A 21,676-nucleotide genomic window follows, 5' to 3' on the forward strand; every position below is an offset into this window, starting at 1 on the left:
CCCTAAATTGTTATTTTACTTTTTTAACGATGTCACTCAGTCCCATATTTTTAGCAAGATCTTTAACTGTATGTCGCTTAACTCTTCCACTCAAAGCAGTATGTTGATATTTCAAATTCGTTGCAGCGTTATACTTTAACAGTTCATCAACAATTTCATAATACTGACGTGCAACAGATAAATACAACGCCGTTGGGCAAAAATCTTGTAGGGTTTCATTGTGATCTGTTCTCGCATTCACCTTCGCACCATAAGAAAGTAAACACTTAGTCGCTGTTATGCTTCTTTCATCAATTGCAATATGAAGTGGGGTTAACCACTGACCATTTTGAGATACGTCTACAGCTTTTTGCGCTCCTCTGTCAGCACGCGCTACTCGAGCTGGATTAAGTCTATGAGGGAAATAAAAACGACTCTCTGTGTTACCGCCTCTTTCAAGCAAAGTAGCAAGACAATCTGTTTTACCAGCCATTATTGCGACACAAATAGGGCTATCAACATCAGGTCTTGTGACATTAATGAGCGCCTTACACTGTTCAATATCCAACCTCAACAAATAACGTTGTAAAGCTTTTCTATTGCCGTGTTCTAAAATAAAATTGAGATGCCAAGTTTCGCATACAAACTTTTCCTTTGAAAACAATAGTGAAATCATCTCTGTTTGATTATTCATCACCGCAATATCTGAAAGATTTAACTCTTTGCCATCAATCATGCAATTTTTAATTTTAATAGGTAGAGTAAATAAAAATTCCACAAGCGCGCAATGTCCATTTTTTATCGCTAAATGCAATGCATTTTCATTTGTTGTTGGAAGGGCGGAATTAAATTCAACTTGATGTTCGCTTAAGAGTTTAACTATATCTAAATGACCGTTTTCAGCTGCAATCATGAAAGGAGTCATTCCATCCTCTCGTGGATTATTAAGCGTACCAAGCGAGTGAAACAAAATCGCTTTTACAATAGCAATATGTCCATATCTTGCAGCAATTAATAAAGGGGTTGATTGAAGGGCTGTTATAGCGGTTAAAGACAGGTCATTTTTTAAAAGTGTTTTGAAGCTGTTTAATTCGCCTTTTTCGGCGCAGCGATGAAGAAGCGTGCAACCAAATGAATCAACACAATTAATATCTAATTTGTTTTGTTGAAATAAAATATTAAACGTACCCTGTTGTTTAAACTCTACGGCTTCAAATAAATAATTTCCCCCATTTTCAGGGACCTTATAATCATTTAACTCTGCCTTTGTTAAACCGTTAACAATTCGCTCTACTCTACTCTCGTAACCACCTCGAATTAGCAAGCAAAAAGGGCTAGAATTAGTTGCTGAAGGTTTGTCCACCAACTTACGCTCTATTAATTCATCCAATAAAACATCAATTAACTCATTGTCTTTTTTAAAATAAGCCATTGTAAACGGAGTTACATAGTGTCTATTTTTCCCATTAACTTCCAGCTCTAATGTAGTTTCTTGTTGTATTTTTAGTTCTTTGCATGCCAAAAGTGTCTTAACACATTCACATTTTTGTTCAAAAACCGCTAAATGTAACGGAGCCATTCCTTCAGCATTCACCTCTAAACCTAAAGATACTTTTTTGCCAAGAATTGCTTTTACTGCTTCTATGTTGCCAGCGGTAACCGCTAGGTGCAGACAGTTGTTTCCCTTTTCATCCAACGATTCGAGATCGGCTCCTTCAAAGCCCAGTGCGAAATTAATGGCTTCTGAATTACCCGTGTTAATGATGTAGGTTAATAATGACATACCACAACAAACCTCATTAATGCTTACACCGTAAGCAACTAATTGCATCATTTTCTTCGGTTCATTCGTTTTTACCACGTACTCTAATAACTTATTTTTTAACCTAGGTGACAAAAGTTGCTTTACAATACCTTCTTCAACGACTTCAAGCCCCACGAAGAAACACTCGACAACCGAGGTTTCATCCTTTTTATCTGCCTTTGCAGCAATTTTTTCAGCTACAGATAATTTTAATACTTTTTGCTCGATGGCTCGTGATATTTGGTTTTGAAACACTTCTGTTATTTCACCTAAATTGGTTAATCCCCCCTCAAGAAAGCCCATAAGCTCTTGTATACTAGGCGAATGAGCAATAGCATGTTGGCACATTCGAATTAAAGTTAATTGACTAATGCCAGCTCCATTTTCAACTTGTGTTAAATCAAGCAACGAGGTGACTTTCTTTTCATTCCCCGCCTTCATCGTAATAAAGTACAAATTGGCATGTGTGGCTATATACCCTTCGTCATTGAGTAAGTTACAAACGTTTTGTAATTCCTTTTCTTTGCCATACATTAAAATCGCTATTGAATTGTGTAAGGCATCAACCAAGCCAGCTTCATGCATTGATACATTTCTATTTTTGCTTCTTCCCATAGAAAGCATTGCGTATAAAGGGGAGCTATCTCCCATCAAATCGAAAAGTTTTTGATCTGTACTCGCATAAGCTGCTCTCTTTTCTGTTATTGAAAACATTTTTACATTCTTCATGCCATTGAGAGTCGATGGCGCCTGTGTGTCCATGATGTACCTTGCCCAATCAATGGATAATCTAATGATCACTTCATTAATATCCAATTGATGCAATACCTGCTTTCTAAAATCATCTAACTGAGATTGCTTCAGCACTTCATCTTGCTTGCGAATGGAAACCGTTTCTAAACAAAAGTCAGCGCTGATGGATTCTCTCAACTGCTTCATTGCGACCATTAATGAGGCAGTTTTTAATTCGAGACCTTCCAAAAATCGCTGAGATTCATCAGCTACAATCCTTGTTATTACAGGTAAATAGTCTTGAAAGAGATCCGCTTGAATAATGTGCGCAACCAATGTGGCATGCATTAAGTTAATTTTCAGGTTATTATCATTTTCATCGTGTCTATAACGTATGTGTGCAAGAATAATGACTCTATCTGAGTCATTCAAATCTTGACTTTGTAGAATATTTATCAGTGTGTTTAAATTAAGCGAAAAGACTTGTGAGTCGACTTGCTCTAAATGCTTAACACTAAACTCTAACTCTCCAGTTTCCAGCTGGGTTAGTGTTTGCTTCAAGTTATCAAGTGCTAATTTTGGATCTATGATTTTGTTTACCAAGGAAATTAGTGGTTCGAACTCGGTAGAATATTTGCCAAGTGAAGCATTCTCAGCTTCTGCAGGCTCTTGCTCTTCAAAAGAAACTGCTTCACTTTCTATTTTAGTCATTTCTATGCTTTCAACGGCCATTTTCTTTCCTCAGCTTCAGTTTGAATGCAAATATCTGAGCTAACGACTTTTAAATACACTCACCCTCTAGTCAATGAAAAACCTCTCCTTCTTCAGTTACTGTAAAGCTAAAAAAAGCGCCCTTGAGCGCTTTTAAAAAAATATCAAAATTAATTAGGGTCTGTTGATCTTTAGTAATTGTTTTTGTAGCGATAAATTGGTTATTTTATGCAAGGCAGAGTTTGTGAGGTTTGGTTATTATCGACATACAAAACTGTCGTTACTTCGTTTCCAAATAAGAAAACGATAACGCAGCACCTTTTATTTAGAAAGAGCGACCAATTTACGCTCTCTCTTTTTTCGATGCTTTTGAGCATTTACTGTTCTGTGTTGTGACCAGCTCACTTAGATGGCTAAGCATCACTGCTCACGCCTTAAACCTAAAAACATCAGTTGAACGCTGAGTATACGAGTAACTGTTTGAGCAATAAGATGATTTTATTATCATGGTTTTCACCCAATGAGTGAAATGCTCTACGCTCACAAGCTTGCTAAAATGGATGCTATCTGCGTTGTAACTTTTGCAAGTAGAATAACTACTTGCTGCAAGCTACGCCTTAATATCAGCCATTTTTTCTACGCTTGAGAACGCAGTCAACTGATGTTTCTAGGTTGAACAGATAAATGCTCAAATAGCACAAAATTTAATCATAAAAGATCAACAGACCCTAGGTTTTCACATTGGTACTTTCGAAAATTTTATCTGCTGATGCAGCAACAAAACCGGTGTAGATTTCACCATCAGCTTTTGGATAACGGATGGCAAATTCATAGAAACAACTTGGGATTTCAACTTGCGCGTCGTCGAACTTAACCATAACTTTGTCGGCCATCGTTGATGATTGCTCAAGGAGTACTTCTTTTGATCCCTTCACTTCGCCACCTGCACTATTCAGTACAAAGTCGCCATCTTTTAGCGCTTGGTTCACTTCAAGGATGTTTTCATAACCCGGTAAATGATTAATTGACACAGTAAAATGATTAGCTCGATAACCAAAAGCTGCAACCCAAGCTGCATATTCACTTTCTGCCAACAAGGTTTGGTAAGTATTGTGATCTAACTTCCAATGACGACCAGAGTAGATAAAGTTTTCGGCTTTAGTCGCTTCAACATTTACTTGCTCAACCAAACTTTTAATGATGTTTTGTAACTCATCACTGAACGCACTGACATTAAGCTCCGAAATAAATACTTTGGGTTGAGTTGGATCTGGATGTTCAAAATGCTTAGCTGTTAGCTTTTTTGCTTCGAACTTATAATCACCACAGGCCACATAACCTAATGTTAAAAAGTGCTCAGCAAGAACATCAAGGTTAACTTTATCAATATCGAAGGTACGTAATGCGATATGATCATTGATTATCGCTTCGCCTTTACCTAGTAACTGTTGAATTTTGGCAGCTGATGGGGTCATTTCGATATAGTCTTGCCATAAAGCGGAAAATAGTGCGTTTACATCTGTATGCATCAGTGACTCCTTACTGCGATGCGACCGGTTATTCCGGTGAGAATATTTATCAAAAGGGAGTGGTTCTCCCTTTTAGTTCTTAGTTTATTTAAAAATGAATCACCTCGCCCCAGAGGGGCGAGGTATCGTTTAACGTTATCGTCACTTCAGCGAATGCTGGAAACGAAGAAACGACAGTGTTGCATGTCGGTAGTCTAGCGCCTTTTTCTTGTTTAGTGAAAGTCGCTGGATACCAGCCTACGCTGGTATGACAAAATAAACCCGAAGTGATTAAAGGCTTAAACCTGGACTTAATGTCCCAGGCAAGCTCACCGCATCAGCTTCAACAGAAGCGACAGGGTAAGCACAGTAATCAGCGGCATAAAATGCACTGGCCCTGTGGTTACCTGAAGCGCCAACGCCACCAAACGGTGCAGCACCTGAAGCGCCGGTAATTTGCTTATTCCAATTCACAATGCCTGCACGAATGCGGGCAATGAAATAATCATAATCCGAACGACTATCAGCTAGTAGGCCTGCTGATAAGCCATATTGTGTGTCATTCGCCATTTCAATCGCGTTATCAAATTCTTGATAACGAACCACTTGAAGCAGCGGACCAAAGTATTCTTCGTCTGGTAATTCAGCAATGGCGGTTACATCAATCAAACCAGGGGAAACTAAACCTGTGCCAGCTTCAAGGTGCTTCAATTCAACCAATGATTGCCCCCCCAAGCTCACTAGATTACTTTGCGCTTCGACCATACCTTTAGCCGCCCCTTCAGAGATCATTGATCCCATAAATGGCTGTGGCTGAATGTTCCATGGCCCGACTTTAATTTGTTTGACTGCATCAACGAGCTCAGCGATAAGCGTATCGCCTTTTTCCCCTTGCTGAACATACAGGCGGCGCGCACAGGTACAACGCTGACCTGTAGAAATATAAGCTGATTGCAAAATTTCATGAATAGCCGCTTTGGTATCTGTCACGTCTTTAACAATAAGTGGGTTATTACCACCCATTTCTAGTGCTAAGATTTTACCCGGATGACCGGCGTATTGCTGATGCAAAATGTGTCCCGTACGTGAACTGCCAGTAAAGAACAAACCATCAAGTTGCGGATGAGATGCTAATGCTTTACCTGTTTCAAGTTCACCTTGCACTAAGTTAACCACGCCAGCTGGCAAGCCTGCACTCTCCCACACTTGCAGCATAATTTCAGCTACTTTAGGTGTCAGCTCTGAAGGCTTAAAGACTACGGTGTTACCTGCAAGTAGTGCTGGCACAATGTGACCATTTGGCAAGTGACCGGGAAAATTATAAGGGCCAAAGACTGCAACAACACCATGAGGTTTGTGGCGAAGTACAGCACGACCTGATGGAATATCGCTTTGGGATGATCCAGTACGCTTATTATAAGCCGAGACTGATAGACCGATTTTACCAATCATGGCGCCAGCTTCAGTAGCGGTTTCCCATTGAGGTTTACCCGTTTCTTGAGCGATGGTTTCAGCGATTTCAGTTTTACGCGCTTCAAGTGCGTCACGGTAAGCTTCAACAATCGCTAAACGCCCTTCAAACCCAAGCATAAACCAATCAAATTGAGCGTTACGTGCCGCTTCAACAGCGGCATTAACTTGACTTGCTGTCGCACTGACACCATTCCAAATTACATCTTTACTCGCTGGGTTGGTTGATGCCATTTCATGGCCTTCACCAGCAACCCATTTACCATTAATAAACTGTGTCATGATCATTTCCTACTGCAATTTTATACGTCACTTGCAAGCAATTTACATTGCAAGTACACGAATTTGGTCACCCGCATTAACCATAAGAGCATCAGCCAGTTTATGACTGATAACCACTTCTGTTTTATCAACATCAACCGATAAATACGCTGAGGTAGCGCGGTAATTTTCTAATAAAGTATTAGAGATAATGTATTGCGTACTCGATTTTGCTGTTTCGCCAATGGAAACAGTTAACAAACGACTCAACTTCACTGAACGAATGTTTTCTAACTCACATTCAACCGTTGGTCCACCATCAAAAATATCGACATAACCACGGCATTGAAAACCTTCACCCTGTAATAACTTGAGGGCTGGAAGTGTGTTTGGATGTACTTCACCAATCACTTGTTGCGCTTCTTGTGGGAGTAAACATACATAGACAGGATTACGTGGCATCATTTCAGCCATAAAGGCCTTTTGTCCTAATCCTGATAAATAATCTGCTTTGAGAAAGTTAATACCCAAGAAGAATTGTTGCAGCCAACCATAAAACGATGAATTACCCTCAGCGTCTGAAACACCGCGCATTTCAGCTATCACTTTATCGCCAAATCGCTCAGCATGCTGCGCTAAAAATAAGAAGCGACTGCGAGATAACATGCGGCCATTATTATTTTTACGATATGAATCTTGTAAGAATAGCGTACACAGTTCGGCAGAACCCGTATAGTCATGGCAGAGGGTTAACGTTTCTACTTCATTACGAACGTCAATTTGCTCAGAATGATAAACTTCAGTACCAACGCGATAATGGTAAAACGCATCGATTAACCCAACAGCAGCTTCAAGTCCACATGTACCAACGACATCGCCAGTTTCTGTGTCTTCTAGCACCATTAGGTAACCTTCATCATGGGGCTTATTTTCTTTCTTTTTAAATGAAGCTTCAACGCGGGCTATCTTTTTGCGTAATAATTCTTCGTTAACGGGTAATGAGGTAAACCCGTGCCCCGACTCCTCAGCTATCTGCATTAATGCAGGTAGATCAGAACTTCGGATTGGACGAATGATTAACATTTTTCGATCTCCAAACGTGATTTCTTTGGTTCATAAAATCCGAACCTGAAACAAAAACAATATAAAGGGCGCTGACTTTCAGCACCCAATCAATTGTTAGCCTGCAACAACTTTTGCTACAGCACGTTCAAAACGCTCAAGACCTTCAATAATATCGGCTTCAGGGATAACTAAAGAAGGAGTGAAACGTACAACATTGGCACCAGCAATTAAACTCATTAGACCTTCAGCTACTGATGCGACTAGGAAGTCACGACTACGACCTTGGTATTTTTCATTCAGCACACCACCAATCAACAGGCCTTTACCACGAATTTCAGAGAATACTTGGTACTTATCATTGATTGCCGCTAAACCGTCACGAAGCATTTGTTCACGGCGTTTAACGCCTTGCAATGTTTCTTCAGTATTGACAACATCCAGTACAGCATTGCCAACAGCACAAGCTAATGGGTTACCACCATAAGTTGAGCCGTGAGTACCAATTTTAAGATGTTTTGCAATGTCGGTTGTGGTCAACATTGCTGCGATAGGGAAACCACCACCCAAAGCTTTAGCTGTCGTTAACACATCTGGCACAATTTCAGTGTGCATATAAGCATACAACTCGCCTGTACGACCTACACCTGTTTGTACTTCATCGAAAACCACTAGAGCATTGTGTTTGTCAGCTAAGCGACGTACAGCAGCAAGAAATTCAGGATCGGCATCAATGATACCGCCTTCACCTTGGATAGGCTCAAGCATGATAGCGCACGTTTTGTCAGAAATTTCAGCTTCAAGTGCTGCAATATCATTAAATGGCAAATGCTTGATAGATTGAGGCTTAGGACCAAAACCATCTGAATAAGCTGCTTGCCCACCAACCGTTACAGTAAAGAAAGTACGGCCATGGAAAGCTTTTTCAAACGCGATAATTTGATCTTTTTCAGCACCGTGATTATCTAAAGCGTAACGACGAACAAGCTTCAATGCCGCTTCGTTCGCTTCTGCGCCAGAGTTTGCGAAATAAACTTTATCTGCAAAGGTAGAGGCTGTTAATTTAGTCGCAAGTTCCAGAGCTGGTTCGTTGGTCATAACATTAGAAAGGTGCCATAGCTTTTCGCCTTGCTTTTTCAATGCACCCACTAAAGCAGGATGACAATGCCCTAAACAGTTCACGGCTATGCCGCCAGCAAAGTCAATGAACTCTTTACCTTTTTGATCCCACACACGGCTACCTTCACCACGAACAGGAATTACTGCTGAAGGTGCATAGTTAGGCACCATTACGTCGTCAAATTTAGCACGTGTCAGATTCATGTTACCGCTCATACAATCCATCCTTTGTTTTATAATGCAGGCTAAGTCCTGCTGAAATTGACCGACTTTTTAATACGTTAATAATATCGTCGGACATTTTCTTTATTGAATTATGAACATTATTAGCCAAAACGTGATCTAAATGCCAGTTTTCTGACATATTCTATTCACTAGAGCCTTTAAAAAGTGAATAAAGATTGCTATACAGGGGGTATAAAGTCGCATAATCGCGAATTTTTACGCATAAGTAATCATAAAAAACTTATTTGGCTGTGATGACGAACTCAATCTATTAACTATTCAACTTTAAAGACTAAAAACTCACTATATATAATACCAATTACAGTAATTAATCTTTCACTCAGCAAGAGCTAAAGGGTTTCAGTGCAAGGCACAAGCTCGAAGTATTATCGGGATAATTCAAGTGCTTGTAATACCAATTACAGTAATTAACTTCCCACTCAGCAAGAGCTAAAGGATTTCAGTACATGGCGCAAGTTTGAAGTACTATATTTCCTACGGCCGCCATACAAAGCTGGCGTTCAACGCACTTCATGCTTTTGTCGGGATAATTCAAAAACTTGTAACCTAGTAATGGAACCCTTTAGCCTTGCCCTTCGGGAGCTTGTATGTGCTCAAATTACTTCTCAAAATTGTCTTGACGTAGCAATGTAATAACGACAGCGGTGTATGTCGGTAACAACTATACCTTCATCAATTTCGATTGCACTTTGAGCACATAAGTACCTGATCATAAGTTTTTTAAGATTTTCTAGTGCCCAGTTTCAGCACTCTACGGTGTTGCAACTTCGGTTACATAGCTACGGCTATGCGCCCTACATTGCGTCTTGTATAGCACTAAACCTGAACACAATAATTATCAAAGAACTTATCGACAGGTACTTACATAGATCTGAGTTGAGCATTTAAGGGACGTGGCGGAAGAATGTATACCAATTTTATCGTCACTCCTGCGAACTCAGGAGTCCAGAGTCTTTGGTTAATTTGGGCACAAGTCGCTGGATACCTGCGTTCGCAGGTATGACAAATTAAGCGTTGAAATTTAAATTGGTATTATTTGAACTGCGACATCCCTAATTACTGTAATTGGTATAACAAGGTAAATCCTAATTGTTCAAAAAACACACTCACTAATTTACCGTTAACTCTTCATATTCAATTGAATAAATTGATGTATTTCATGTCTTGCTTGTGTCGCTTCAGGTAGCATTTCGAAAAGTGGAAATACATGTGGCATATTAGGATAGAACAAGCCTTGAACACGTCCTTCACAATCTTGTATTTTTTTAACCAACTGCTTAGCGTCTTGCAAGAGCAATTCACGTGTCCCTGCAATGATCATAACTGGCGAAAGATCGGAAAAATCACCTTGAAGAGGTGATACGCTATCTAGCATGGGGTTTTGTCCATTCAGATAAGCACCACGTAGCCTAAGCAAGGATTCTATTGTGAATAGAGGATCATCAGCGGCAAGCGTTTGCTCTACATTTCCAAGCAATGCAATATCCAAAGCTGGTGATAGCAGAACAGTGGACTTTGGCTGTGGCAGCCCCTGTCGTTTTATTTCCAGTAATAATGCTGCTGCAAGGTTACCGCCCGCTGAATCTCCCATCAACACAATGTTTGCATCGGGTTTAAGTTCAATGAGTTTTTGATAACCTTCAATCACATCATTTAATGCCGCTGGATAAGGGTGCTCGGGCGCTAATCGATAATCAGGAATAAAAGCATCAAGCTGGCAATGATGCATTATATTAGCAATGAATTTAGCGTGTGCATTTGGAGTTTTAAAGCAAAAACCGCCACCTCGAACGTAAAAAACTACGTCGTTTTGGGTATTGTTTGTTTTAAACTGATAAGCTAAAAGATGACTACTAGAGAGCGCTATTTTTTTAGAAATCAATGATTCAGGCCAAATAATCCAGCGTTTATCCATGTGCAACATTCGTTTGCGAATTTCAGAGATAGGTAATTTCGAGCGGCCACGGCTCATTGATGGTTTTGCTACATAAGACAACATTAAGTTTAAAATAGTAGACTGCCAACTCGACATTCGTCACCTCTCGAGCTACTCGTCGCTTAACGAGCAATTAATTTATAAACTGTGTTCATTCAATATATAAAAATCACAAAACATATAAAAGTTAATGATAATTTATTGTTTCTATTATTTAAATTTCAATATATAGGAGCTACAAGGTAAACGCATGAATGTTTTTCGGGCAAAACCGTAGACTTTATAATCCGTCATTCCCGTGAAAACGGGAATCCAGTGACTTTAGGTATTCAAATATAAAGAGCTAGATGACCGACATACAAAACTGTCGTTATTTCATTGCCCACTTTCGTGGGAATGACGAAATTACCACGTGGAGTTGTGTATATCGGTTGCCCTGATAGGAGCTATCTGCTTTGTATCATAAATTTTAAATTGTGTTATTTACCAAGTCTTTTTTAAAAAAAGAAAAACTCTTGAATATCAAACCAAACAATCCCACCTAAAAACAAAGTGCAAACACACTTATTTACCAATAAATTCAATACATTTTGACTAACCAGTCATTTTACGTAGCGTAGTACAATCTATGATATAAAGGATAATTATTACTCAATAACAATAAAATAAATAATGATAAACAGCGATTAGTAACCCTTCATTTCTTTCCACTCACTATTTTTCATATATTCGATTTATTGATTTTACCAAAACAATTTTACTCAAGCCGAAAACTTACTCATCATTATATCTGGAGAAAACTAATGGCTGTAGCATCATCCTTAACCATCTCACCTGAAGTGTTAAAGTGGTCTTCAACTGACAAACAATTATCAGGGCTTTCTGAAAACCTAGTAAAACAACTATCACTGGCTATAGAAAATAAAGACACTACTGTTTCTTTCAATGTGAAAACAGACAAAGCCAACCCTAAACTGATAAAATTTCATATTTTCCATGAGCAAAACGCTTCGGGGGAGCAACAAACCATACTTAAAGAAGGTAAAGTTCTTAAAACCCAAACTGACATTGCAGTAGCACTGATTAAGCAATATCGAATAGAATCTCAAAAAAGCAGTGCTAGCTCATCTGACGAGCCAACATCAAACTCATCACCTCAAACGTCCACACCTCCTTCTTCGACTAGTCAAGCTCATGAATTAGCTGATAATTTATCTACCGAAGGTACACAGGACTCACCGAATGCCCAAAAGGCTTCAGAGCCAGTGAAAACGCCTTCTTTAGAACGCAAGAACAGTAATGAATCCGATGATAATTACGAAGATGTTACCAATGCAATTCAAAAAACTGATGATGATGCTAATGTTGATAATGGTGCAGTTACAGCAGATGGTAAATCTGAGGCTTTAGCAGAGCAATCTAACAATGAGGAGACTGCATCTCAAAAATCTTCAGAATCACTGGCTGCAGATAAATCTACACCTTCAGAATCATCTAAATCTGATACTGCAGAAGAGTTGTCTACTGCAAAATCACTTGCTACTGATAAATCTGCTCCACAACAATCTCCAAAGACTGTGCGTTCAGAAGAATCTATTGCTGATGAGGAAACAACTAAACCTGAAGTAACATCATTAAAGGGAGATGAAGCTCAGGCGAAACCCGTTACACCCGATACGAGTCTGCACCCCAAAAAAACCAATGTTGATGGTGTTCAATATATTATTGTTCCCGTAAACAAACCTGCATCAGAAGCCACTTCTTCGACACCGATGAAACCAGTATCAATAGTTTTTCAACAAGAAGGCGATAAAATCAAATTGTATAATGCCAATGGCAGCGCTGAGTCTAATCAAGCGATAAAACTCCCAATTTCTGATCAATTTGAAGGCCCTTTTCACTCAGATGAAATTTTTGTTACTGAAATTAAAGCAGAAGGTAATTACACCTTGTTGTTTAAGCCTATAGAGAACAGTAATACAGCCAGCGTGATGGTGAAAAAAGTGGATGAAAGTGAAATAAAAAATAGCTAAGGGACGTGGCGGAAGAATGTATACCAATTTTATCGTCACTCCTGCGAACGCAGGAGTCCAGAGTCTTTGGTTAATTTGGGCACAAGTCGCTGGATACCTGCGTTCGCAGGTATGACAAATTAAGCGTTGAAATTTAAAGTGGTATTATTTGAACTGCGACATCCCTAAGGAAAGTTTGCGGGAGAAAGTATACCAATGAGTTCTCGTCACTCCAGCGCAGGCTGGAAACGAAGTAACGACAGTTTTGTAAGTCGGTAGTCTAGGGGCTGTTTATCTTTCGTGATTATTTTTGCAGCGATAAATTGGTCGTTTTATACAAGACAGAGCTTGTGCGGTTTGGTATTCCAAATACGCAAGCGATAACGCAGTAGAAATGACCAATTTATGTTGTCTTAGATGCTTTTGAGCGTTCACTGTTCTGTGTTGTAACCCGTTTACTTAGATGACTAAGCTTCACTGCTTACGCCTTGAACAGATAAACGCTCAAATAGCACAAAATTTAATCCTGAAAGATAAACAGCCCCTAGTGTCTTTGCTTTTTCTATAAAAGTCACTGGATACCAGCCTTCGCTGGCATGACAAAGATTGATACTTTCTAAATAGCTAGCTCTCTAAGTATTAAACCAACATTAAGGCAAGGATGCCTATTTAGGCTCTGTCGCAAACAGAAATTTTGTTGCTACAATTTAAGGGGATAGCTCCCTTCAAATACAATTAAGTACCTGTCGATAAGTTCTTTGATAATTATTGTGTTCAGGTTTAGTGTTATACAAGACGCAATGTAGGGCGCATAGCCGTAGCTATGTAACCGAAGTTGCAACACCGTAGAGTGCAGAAACTGGGCACTAGAAAATCTTAAGAAACTTATGGTCAGGTACTTATGTCGCTAAAGAATAGAATTGCTCCCAAGAAGTCATCCCTCAGGGTAAACGTGTGAATGTTTTTTAAGTAAAAACCGTAGACTTTATAGCTAGTCATTCCCTTAAAAACCAGTGGCTTTGGGTATTCAAATATAAAGAGCTAGAACCGACATACAAAACTGTCGTTATTTCATTACCCACTTTCGTTGGAACGACGAAATTATACCAATTACAGCGGAACAGATTTTAGCACTTTTAATTCCTGCCCAAGATAAAGCTTATCCCCACTCAATTTATTTATACTTTTCAATGATGTAGCTGTTGTTTGGAACTTTTTCGCAATACTGTAAAGAGTGTCATGTGAACGCACTGAATACAAAACCCATTTAAGTACACGTTCTTTTGAATAACCAGCATCTTTAATTGTAGAGTTTATAGGTAGCAAGATATAATGGTAGTCTCCTTTAACAGTCTCCCACTGTTTTAGCCCTGGATTCAGTTTAAGAAATTCTTTGTAAGAAACTCTAGCTTTGCTTATCATTTTTGTTAAGTCTGCTTTCCCATAAATTTTCTCTACAGCAATAACGGGTTTATATGGAATTTCCGGCAAAACTATGTGATATTTTTTTGCCCGTGAAATAACGAACTTTAAAGCTTCAAACTTTGCAATATAATTTTTTGTTTCACGAGGTAACTTTAAACTCCAAATTGAAGGCTGTTTACTTAAATTTCCTGAGATAGCATTATTGATAGTACCTTGACCGGCATTATAAGCTCCCATGGCGTACAGCCAGTTGTGTTCATTGGCCTCATACAAGTGTTTTAATAAATCTAGAGCCGCATTTGTAGATTCAAATATATTTCGACGACCATCGAACCATGGGTAAACCCTTGTACCAAATTCTTTCGCTGTAGGCCCTGTTAGTTGCCAAATACCCGCTGCTGACACTCTCGAGGTAGCACTTGGAATATATGAACTCTCAATAATTGGTAAAAGAGCAAGTTCGATAGGAAGATGGCGTTGCTCGAGCTCTTTTACAATCATGTACAAAAAAGAACTAGCATGTTCAGATATAACGACAAGAAAATTAGGATGTTGAATAAACCATTTTTTATAGTCATCTGCATGCTTGTTGTAGGAAAATTTAATTTTATTACTCGAAGCAATCCTCTGCCAAACTCCGCCTTCGAACTGTTTTGTGCATTGTCTATTTGACGGCTCTGAAAAATACGCACTGATGCTCGATGAGTGCATTAGACCAAGACTTAATAAAACTATTTTGGTTATTTTTTTCATTAATTATACTAATTTAGCTAAATTTATTGAAAGAATCATTCCTTCGAAATTTAAATTATGTAATACACTTACATTGCAATACGATAAAATTATAAGAATGAATAAAGTTACATATAAAAGAGGTATAGTTTAGTTGCGAAAACTCGCTTTAATTAGCGTTAGCATTTGATTCGCAACGATATAATTATCATATTTCAATAAAATTCGATGACTCTTGTACAGCTTCCCTTCATTAGTGACAAAAGTGATTATAAAACTTTAGCTTGGATTTATTTGAAAGCGGAAATTTATTACGGCCATCTATGATGGAAGCATAAATTTAGTTTTTTAACTTGGGCGTAAACACTCGAAATCTTTGACCTCTATTAAATAACAGCTTAATACCGCTCACCTTTTATCACCCACTTTATAAATAACAATACTTTGAAATACTTTAATAATATTTGATTTGTTAGTCGCTACAATACCACAAACTGTATACGCATATTTATATATTTCATTCCAAAAATGAATTTTTTATATTTATTGGATATGTTGCTGCCTTTAAATAAATTACCTCCTATTTAAACAGCAAAAAAAAGGAAACTCTTATGTCTTATATAGTTAATTTTGATATAAAGCTTAGGATTGATTTAAGATAGTATTAACACTAATAACAGTAGTTGGGCTCACTTATACACCCTCCATTTTTAAATCAAAAAAGTTAAAAAGTGACGACAGACAAATATTTACGTTTATATATGAAATCAAAATTATAGCGTATATACCTATCAGATATAACGTAGACAAAATAATCAATAATCATATTCAAGCCAAATACCGTTCAGGAGATGATTCTTTACTCTTAAATGTGAATATTAAATAAGTTATGTTTCATGATGTGCTTTATTTTATGCAGCATTCAATATTTAATAAAATTTTATATTATCCAAATGCATAATTATTTTGGTCAAGCATTAATTGAGTACCGTTCTTTATGAGTCTTTATGAAATAATCTTATTATATAACCCGAACGTATCTTACCGAACAGTAACACATTGAATATTAAAATTTTACTTTTTTAAAAGTAAGGATGAAAAGATATGGATGAAAGATTTTCTAACTTAGCACGTGATCATGATGCCTTTTACGTGCATTTTGAGCAATACAATAACCGAGGCTTATACAGAGGCCCATCAGGTTTGTCCCATGTTGCGTATGTTATGGGAAAGGAAAATGATGAATCTGATGGCTACTGTTTAGCATTAAGTATGTTTACTGTTGAATGCAATTTCTCACCTGACCGTTTTCTTGAGGACCATGCCACAGTTGAAAATCGAGGAAAAATAAGAGGTTACCAAAAAATCACTGAAATGCTGACTTCTGATGGGCAGGCTAAGTTCAACTTTATATCAAGCACAATGACTGACAGCCATACGAAAATCCAGAGAAAACAATACATTGATCTCGATCATCTAGCAACGCTACTTTCCAGCAAAAATAACGTCGATGTGATTCTTGAGCTTAGGAGTAGAAAATCTGCTCATGCTATAGCTGTTCGTTTAGGTGGTGGAAAAAGCCTGCTTTCCGGTGGTATGTTTTTTGATCCTAATTTTGGTTTTGCTGTCTTTAAAAAAAAGGAGTTAATAGGATCTTTCTTTAAGCGTTTTATGAACGAAATTTATTACACACATACCGGTATCACTACTGCAATGGTTTTTAAGCCGAACGGAACCTAGAGGTAGTAGACTGTATTGAACGAATAAACAACCCCGCATAAGCTATCTCTCCTTCGGTTCGACTTCGCTACGCGAAGCGGGGAATTAAACCCAAAGGGACTAAAGTTTGCCATTACCGCCTTGTGCGATCCTCAGTCCAATTTCAATAAAGGTTAAATAATTGGATTTAGCATTTTCCCCATCGGGATGAACAGCTGATAAATTAATACAACCTGCTACAGCCTGAGCGTACAAGTTAGATGGAGGAGGAATTATTGGCGCATCTACAGCCAACATACTTCCACCACTCCAAAAAGCGGCTTGTGCAGCCCAACCAGCACCAGTTTCAAGCCCTGCTGCTGCAGCTGTTTTTTCTGCTAATCGCCGAGATGACTCATCGGGATTGAAAACCCATGACTCAGCTGCATCGATAGCCTGTTTTTCAGGTATACTCCAATCAGTGCGATGTTTAGCACAACATACAGCCCACCAAATAGCTTCTCGAAATGGTAAACCATGAGCTAAGAAAGTGACCGTATCTGAAAATAATTCTTTTTCTAGCCCTTCATTAATCGCATCGTAGGGGGTGCAATCATTCTGAGCTACTATTGAAAGAAAGTTTGTATTTGCTTCGTATACATCAGTAATCTGACATGCTGCTGTATAAGGAATTTTAATCAATTTCATCAGTTTATTTTGGCAATGCCACCTTGTATTTCTACCATAGCCCCAGCTTTAACTTTAGTAATTGCTGAACCTTCTACTGAAACTATCGCGCCTTTTAGGTCAACTTTAGTCTGACCTTCAACGGCAACTTGTGCGGCCGATATCTCAGTTTTTGCTTGACCTTTAATTACAATTTTAGGAGCTTCAATGTTAATTCCGCTTGAACTTAAAGCAATCTTGCAGCTTCCGACGACGAGCTCTATTTTCGTTTTTCCATTTAATGAAAGTGTTTGTCCATCAATTTCAATTTTCGACTTAGCTTTAAGTCCCATATTGTTGCCTGATTCAGCTGTAGTATCTTTATCGGATTTCAGTTGAAGTGCACCTTTGGCTTCAGCTCCAAAATCCTTCTCTGTATTGATTGTGATCTGCTCTTTAACGGTACACTCAAGAGTCTTTTCAATTTGTGTTTTTTGGGCACCCTTAATCGTTGTTGATGCATCTTTTTCTACTTCAAGCGTCAATAAACCTTGTGAGTGCATAAAGATCTCTTCACTATCTTTTTTATCCTCAAACCTAACTTCATTGGATTGGGCGCTACTACCTTCTTTACTTGTCCGAGATTTAAAACCCGTTTGGGTGGGGACATCATAAACTGGAATATTCTTTTCATTATATATAGAGCCTATAACAACAGGTTGGTCAGGATTACCATTTATATACTGAACCAGTACTTCGTCACCAATACGTGGCAGAAATGACAATCCAAAACCATTACTAGCAAAACCTTGAGCGACAGGTAACCAACAAGAAGTATTCTCATCGTTTTTACCATCAGTATCCCAATGAAATTGAACTTTTACTCGAAGTTTTTCTGTATAAATTTCTTCTTTACTTGGCCCTGTCACTGTTGCACAGTGAAGACCTGAAATTAATGGTTTAGACACTATTTTGGGGCGAAAAGGTGTTGATTTCACAATGCATCTATATTCATTTTTGTAAACCATGACTGAGCTTTTTTCTTCAGGAGATATTTCGTGGGTGATATCTAATACAACAAACTCCTTGTTTAAATCAGATACAGGATGGTTTTTCAATTTAAATGTAGAACAACATGAAAGACTATAAAGTTTAGAGGACACTTCACAGCAAACTCTTTCAGCATCTAAAGACTCCATCCAAATTTTGGTTGCATCTTTAGCTTCACTTTTATCTTTAAAACCTTGCCCAAACCGGTATAAAGGAAGCGATTTTAGTTTTTGATTTAACGCTGACTCTTTAGCACTACTTTGGAACACATCAGCAAGCTCTTGTGTGTGGTCGGCTAACATAACTGAGCTAGTACCAGCGCAAGCAATATAGCTTAAATTATCTATGAATCCGTCATAAGAACCAGTTTTATCAACAAAGCTTATGTTTTCCTGTTTTGCATTTATGTAAGCGCTAGAAGAGTCAGCAATGATTAGCGTGGGGTTTTGTTCGTCGTGGGTCAAAAAGTAAAACCAGCCTTCTTCTGCTAACAACCGTTTAACAAATTCAGCATATGTTTCATTGATAACGGCACAATATTCATGCTCTTTTCCGGGTGAAGAAATTGAAAATTTGACAAACTTTTTCAAGCCAGTTTTGTCGAATACATCTTCAACGATCTTTTTCGTGGACAGGCTTTGATAAACAGCGTGAGTACGAGATAAGGAAAGAAAATGGATAGGGTCAACACTAACAACTCTATAAGTATATTGTTCACTTTCTTTGCTGTAACTTAATAGGGTAAACTCAGATATTAATGCCTTAAATGTTCTAATATCTGCAGTTTGCATATCAGCATATTCGACAATCACTTCTGCACCAACGATATCACTGGCAATGTATTCATCTGATGAAAATACTGAGGTTTGTATATATTTTTCTGAAATAGTTTGTGTTGCTTTGAAATAAGAACAAATATAAGGTCCTGTCCCATCTACCATGATGGTCAAATTTCTTGTTTTTGAGGAATACTTCATGACTTAAAGTCTCTGCGCAATTTCAACTGAATGATTATTTATTTTAAACCTATACCGCTTAAGATTTTATTATTAATAAGGTTTACCATTTAAATTAGCATAAATACTTTTCCTTGTTAGCTGTTATAATTCTTTTAAATTCACAAAAAGAATAAAAACTAATTTATTATTTTAAATTATGATATATGCAAACAATATATAGACTAAGCCGCTTTTAGCTTGACACTTTTTTAGTAGAAGCTGATCATTTATAAAAATATCTCGCCTACTACGAATAAATTAATATCTAATTATTTGTTGCTTAAGTTTAAGGTAACCTTGTTTTAGTTGGGTAATAAATGCTGACTGATGAAGACATTGAAAAAATGCACACTGTTATTAGCGAGGAGTATCCTTGCGGCGTTTCAATAAATAGTGATAGAACTGAATATAGGAAGCTTAGGAATTTATATAATGTCTGCCAAACATCTTTAAGAATGATGACTGAGGTTAATGAGGATGAAGATCTTGATACATATAGTGTTAAAAATGTAGAAAATTGGACGCAACTTTCTGAAGACTTGATCAATGTTTTTAGCACACGCTCAAAAGACATTGAATTGATAGGTTGGTTTATTATTGCGCAAATAATAATAGATAACAGCTTTGATAGTCTAGAGAATACTTTTAAATGGTTATATAAATTAGTTGATGAAAACTGGGATAATCTACCACCTTTAGTAAGCAAAGATAAACTTGATACAGAAAGCGAAGAGGATGCTAAAAAAGAGGTTACGAAATGCAAAACAAATGCTTTATCACCGATACTTGGTGATAGTCTAGAATCGACGATATTATTTCCACCTATTTTAATCCATGAAATTAATTCAGAAATTAAAGTGTTTGATTATATAAGTGCAGAAAAAAAATCAACTTTAGAGTCTTTGAAAGAGAGTGCGGCTCAACAGTTAATAGACAAGGATTACGAACTTAATAAAGTCAGTAACTTATCAACAATAATAGGATTGCTGGAAAACCTATCTGAAAAAATAAATGAAAAAACGATACGTTGCAACGTAAGTCATTGTAATTTTACATTTTTAATAAACTTATTTAATAAAGTGAAACAATCAATCACTTTTATTACAGATGTCGAACTCAATGAGACAGTTGATGCTGAAAGCAGCTTAGAGGATATTAGAGATGATGAATTAACCTCTAATGAAGACTTGGAAACTGGTTCAAAGCAACCTTCTGGAAGTAATATAATTAAAGAAAGTAAAATTAATTCAATGGATAAAAGTTATTTAGAGAATGCATACAAATCAAATCAAAATAGAAATGTTGCATTACAAAATCTAAAAGAAATTTCTGAATTCTTTTACATTACTGAACCACATAGCCCAGTATCATTTCTTCTGAATAAAACTATTAGATGGGCTAATTCTCCCCTATCAACACTATTGGATGAATTAATAGGTGGTTTTGATAAAGATTTATTGAATGATATATATCGAGCCACAGGAATTGAAGGACAAGTGCAAACCAAGATCATGAGAAAACAAAGAAATGACGAGAAAGTACAAGTTAGTGAGGTCGGCGATATAGAAGAAAACACAAAACATGTGTCGATAAACGGTAGCAATGATAAAGGTACTGTAGAGATAAAAAAAACTGAATCATCAAAAAATGGTGATGATAGTTTAAAAGTAAAACCTGTTAAGTGGTAGAAAGTATTTTAGTTGAGGAATAGTTATGGCTGGCATGTATATGAAGATAGAAGGCATGGATCCAACGGGTGCCGCAACTCTTAAATTGAACGGTGAAGATGGCTGGATTGCTATTAAATCATATAAGTGGGGCGGCACTCGTCATGTCGAAATGGATATTGGCAACAGTAACAATTCTGATAAAGGTGTGGTCAATCTTTCAGAGGTAACAGTAACGAAAGAAATTGATGGATCATCAGGTGATCTTCAATCATTCCTTTATGCACCAGGTAAAGAAGGTAAAAAAGTTCAATTTATGTTAACCAAGCCAGAAAAAGATGGAACTGGAGTGCTCGTTTTTTATCAAGTGCAAATAGATAATGCACGATTATCTGGTTTTTATGTTGAAGCGACAGATGGTGGAAATGTCGAAAACCTTGTTTTTTCGTATGTTCAAATAAATCAGAAGGTTAACACTGAAGATGCAAAAGGTGAGCTCGAAGAAGGTGGACTTGTTTCATTTAGTATACCTGATGGTGAAATGGTGTCTGGTTCTAAAGGTTAAATTTTATTTGTATAAATTGCGGACTATTCTGGAGG

The 21,676-nt window shown here is 37.5% G+C and carries 13 protein-coding genes; 4 read left to right on the forward strand and 9 right to left on the reverse strand.

Going from position 1 to position 21,676, the window contains the following annotated elements; translation table 11 throughout:
• Positions 1 to 10: 10 nt before the first annotated feature.
• The 6 genes from E2I05_RS18485 to E2I05_RS18510 all read right to left on the reverse strand — a co-directional run bounded on the left by E2I05_RS18485 (position 11) and on the right by E2I05_RS18510 (position 10,924).
• Entirely contained in the window at positions 11 to 3,247 is a 3,237-nt protein-coding gene (locus tag E2I05_RS18485; RefSeq protein WP_121851859.1) for an ankyrin repeat domain-containing protein, read from the reverse strand.
• A 707-nt stretch (positions 3,248 to 3,954) separates the two neighbouring features.
• Positions 3,955 to 4,755, reverse strand: coding sequence for a DUF1338 domain-containing protein (locus E2I05_RS18490; protein ID WP_121851860.1), 801 nt, complete (start codon positions 4,753 to 4,755; stop codon positions 3,955 to 3,957).
• Positions 4,756 to 5,025: 270 nt separating this feature from the next.
• Positions 5,026 to 6,486: a succinylglutamate-semialdehyde dehydrogenase gene (astD, locus tag E2I05_RS18495; protein WP_121851861.1), complete on the reverse strand. Its 1,461-nt coding sequence runs from the start codon at positions 6,484 to 6,486 to the stop codon at positions 5,026 to 5,028.
• Between the two features lie 42 nt (positions 6,487 to 6,528).
• Positions 6,529 to 7,548, reverse strand: a complete 1,020-nt coding sequence (astA, locus tag E2I05_RS18500; protein WP_121851862.1) for an arginine N-succinyltransferase — start codon at positions 7,546 to 7,548, stop codon at positions 6,529 to 6,531.
• 96 nt (positions 7,549 to 7,644) lie between these two features.
• Complete coding sequence (locus tag E2I05_RS18505; protein ID WP_121851863.1) at positions 7,645 to 8,862, reverse strand: aspartate aminotransferase family protein; 1,218 nt, start codon at positions 8,860 to 8,862, stop codon at positions 7,645 to 7,647.
• A gap of 1,150 nt (positions 8,863 to 10,012) precedes the next feature.
• Complete coding sequence (locus tag E2I05_RS18510) at positions 10,013 to 10,924, reverse strand: alpha/beta hydrolase (protein WP_121851864.1); 912 nt, start codon at positions 10,922 to 10,924, stop codon at positions 10,013 to 10,015.
• Positions 10,925 to 11,631: 707 nt separating this feature from the next.
• Between E2I05_RS18510 and E2I05_RS18515 the strand changes: the two genes are divergently transcribed.
• On the forward strand, positions 11,632 to 12,861 hold the full coding sequence (locus E2I05_RS18515) for a hypothetical protein (RefSeq protein ID WP_121851865.1): 1,230 nt from the start codon (positions 11,632 to 11,634) through the stop codon (positions 12,859 to 12,861).
• Between the two features lie 1,089 nt (positions 12,862 to 13,950).
• Here E2I05_RS18515 and E2I05_RS18520 read toward each other — a convergent pair.
• Positions 13,951 to 15,018, reverse strand: coding sequence for a transglycosylase SLT domain-containing protein (locus E2I05_RS18520; RefSeq protein WP_121851866.1), 1,068 nt, complete (start codon positions 15,016 to 15,018; stop codon positions 13,951 to 13,953).
• Positions 15,019 to 16,101: 1,083 nt separating this feature from the next.
• Between E2I05_RS18520 and E2I05_RS18525 the strand changes: the two genes are divergently transcribed.
• On the forward strand, positions 16,102 to 16,737 hold the full coding sequence (locus E2I05_RS18525) for a YopT-type cysteine protease domain-containing protein (RefSeq protein ID WP_121851867.1): 636 nt from the start codon (positions 16,102 to 16,104) through the stop codon (positions 16,735 to 16,737).
• Positions 16,738 to 16,836: 99 nt separating this feature from the next.
• On the opposite strand, the gene E2I05_RS18530 is transcribed toward E2I05_RS18525, so the two are convergent.
• Both E2I05_RS18530 and E2I05_RS18535 read right to left on the reverse strand, forming a co-directional pair.
• Positions 16,837 to 17,403, reverse strand: a complete 567-nt coding sequence (locus E2I05_RS18530; protein WP_121851868.1) for a DUF6931 family protein — start codon at positions 17,401 to 17,403, stop codon at positions 16,837 to 16,839.
• Positions 17,403 to 19,388 (reverse strand): type VI secretion system Vgr family protein, encoded by a 1,986-nt coding sequence (locus E2I05_RS18535; protein ID WP_121851869.1) that lies wholly within the window; start codon positions 19,386 to 19,388, stop codon positions 17,403 to 17,405. Before E2I05_RS18535 ends, E2I05_RS18530 begins: the two co-directional genes overlap by 1 nt.
• 338 nt (positions 19,389 to 19,726) lie before the next feature.
• On the opposite strand from E2I05_RS18535, the gene E2I05_RS18540 reads away from it, so the two are divergent.
• Both E2I05_RS18540 and E2I05_RS18545 read left to right on the forward strand, forming a co-directional pair.
• Positions 19,727 to 21,097 (forward strand): type VI secretion system protein TssA, encoded by a 1,371-nt coding sequence (locus E2I05_RS18540; protein WP_121851870.1) that lies wholly within the window; start codon positions 19,727 to 19,729, stop codon positions 21,095 to 21,097.
• Between the two features lie 25 nt (positions 21,098 to 21,122).
• The gene (locus tag E2I05_RS18545) at positions 21,123 to 21,641 is read left to right on the forward strand and encodes a type VI secretion system tube protein Hcp (RefSeq protein WP_121851871.1); all 519 of its coding nucleotides are present in this window, start codon (positions 21,123 to 21,125) and stop codon (positions 21,639 to 21,641) included.
• Positions 21,642 to 21,676 lie beyond the last annotated feature (35 nt).

The organism is Parashewanella spongiae (genome assembly GCF_004358345.1).
In the GTDB taxonomy this organism is placed as follows: domain Bacteria; phylum Pseudomonadota; class Gammaproteobacteria; order Enterobacterales; family Shewanellaceae; genus Parashewanella; species Parashewanella spongiae.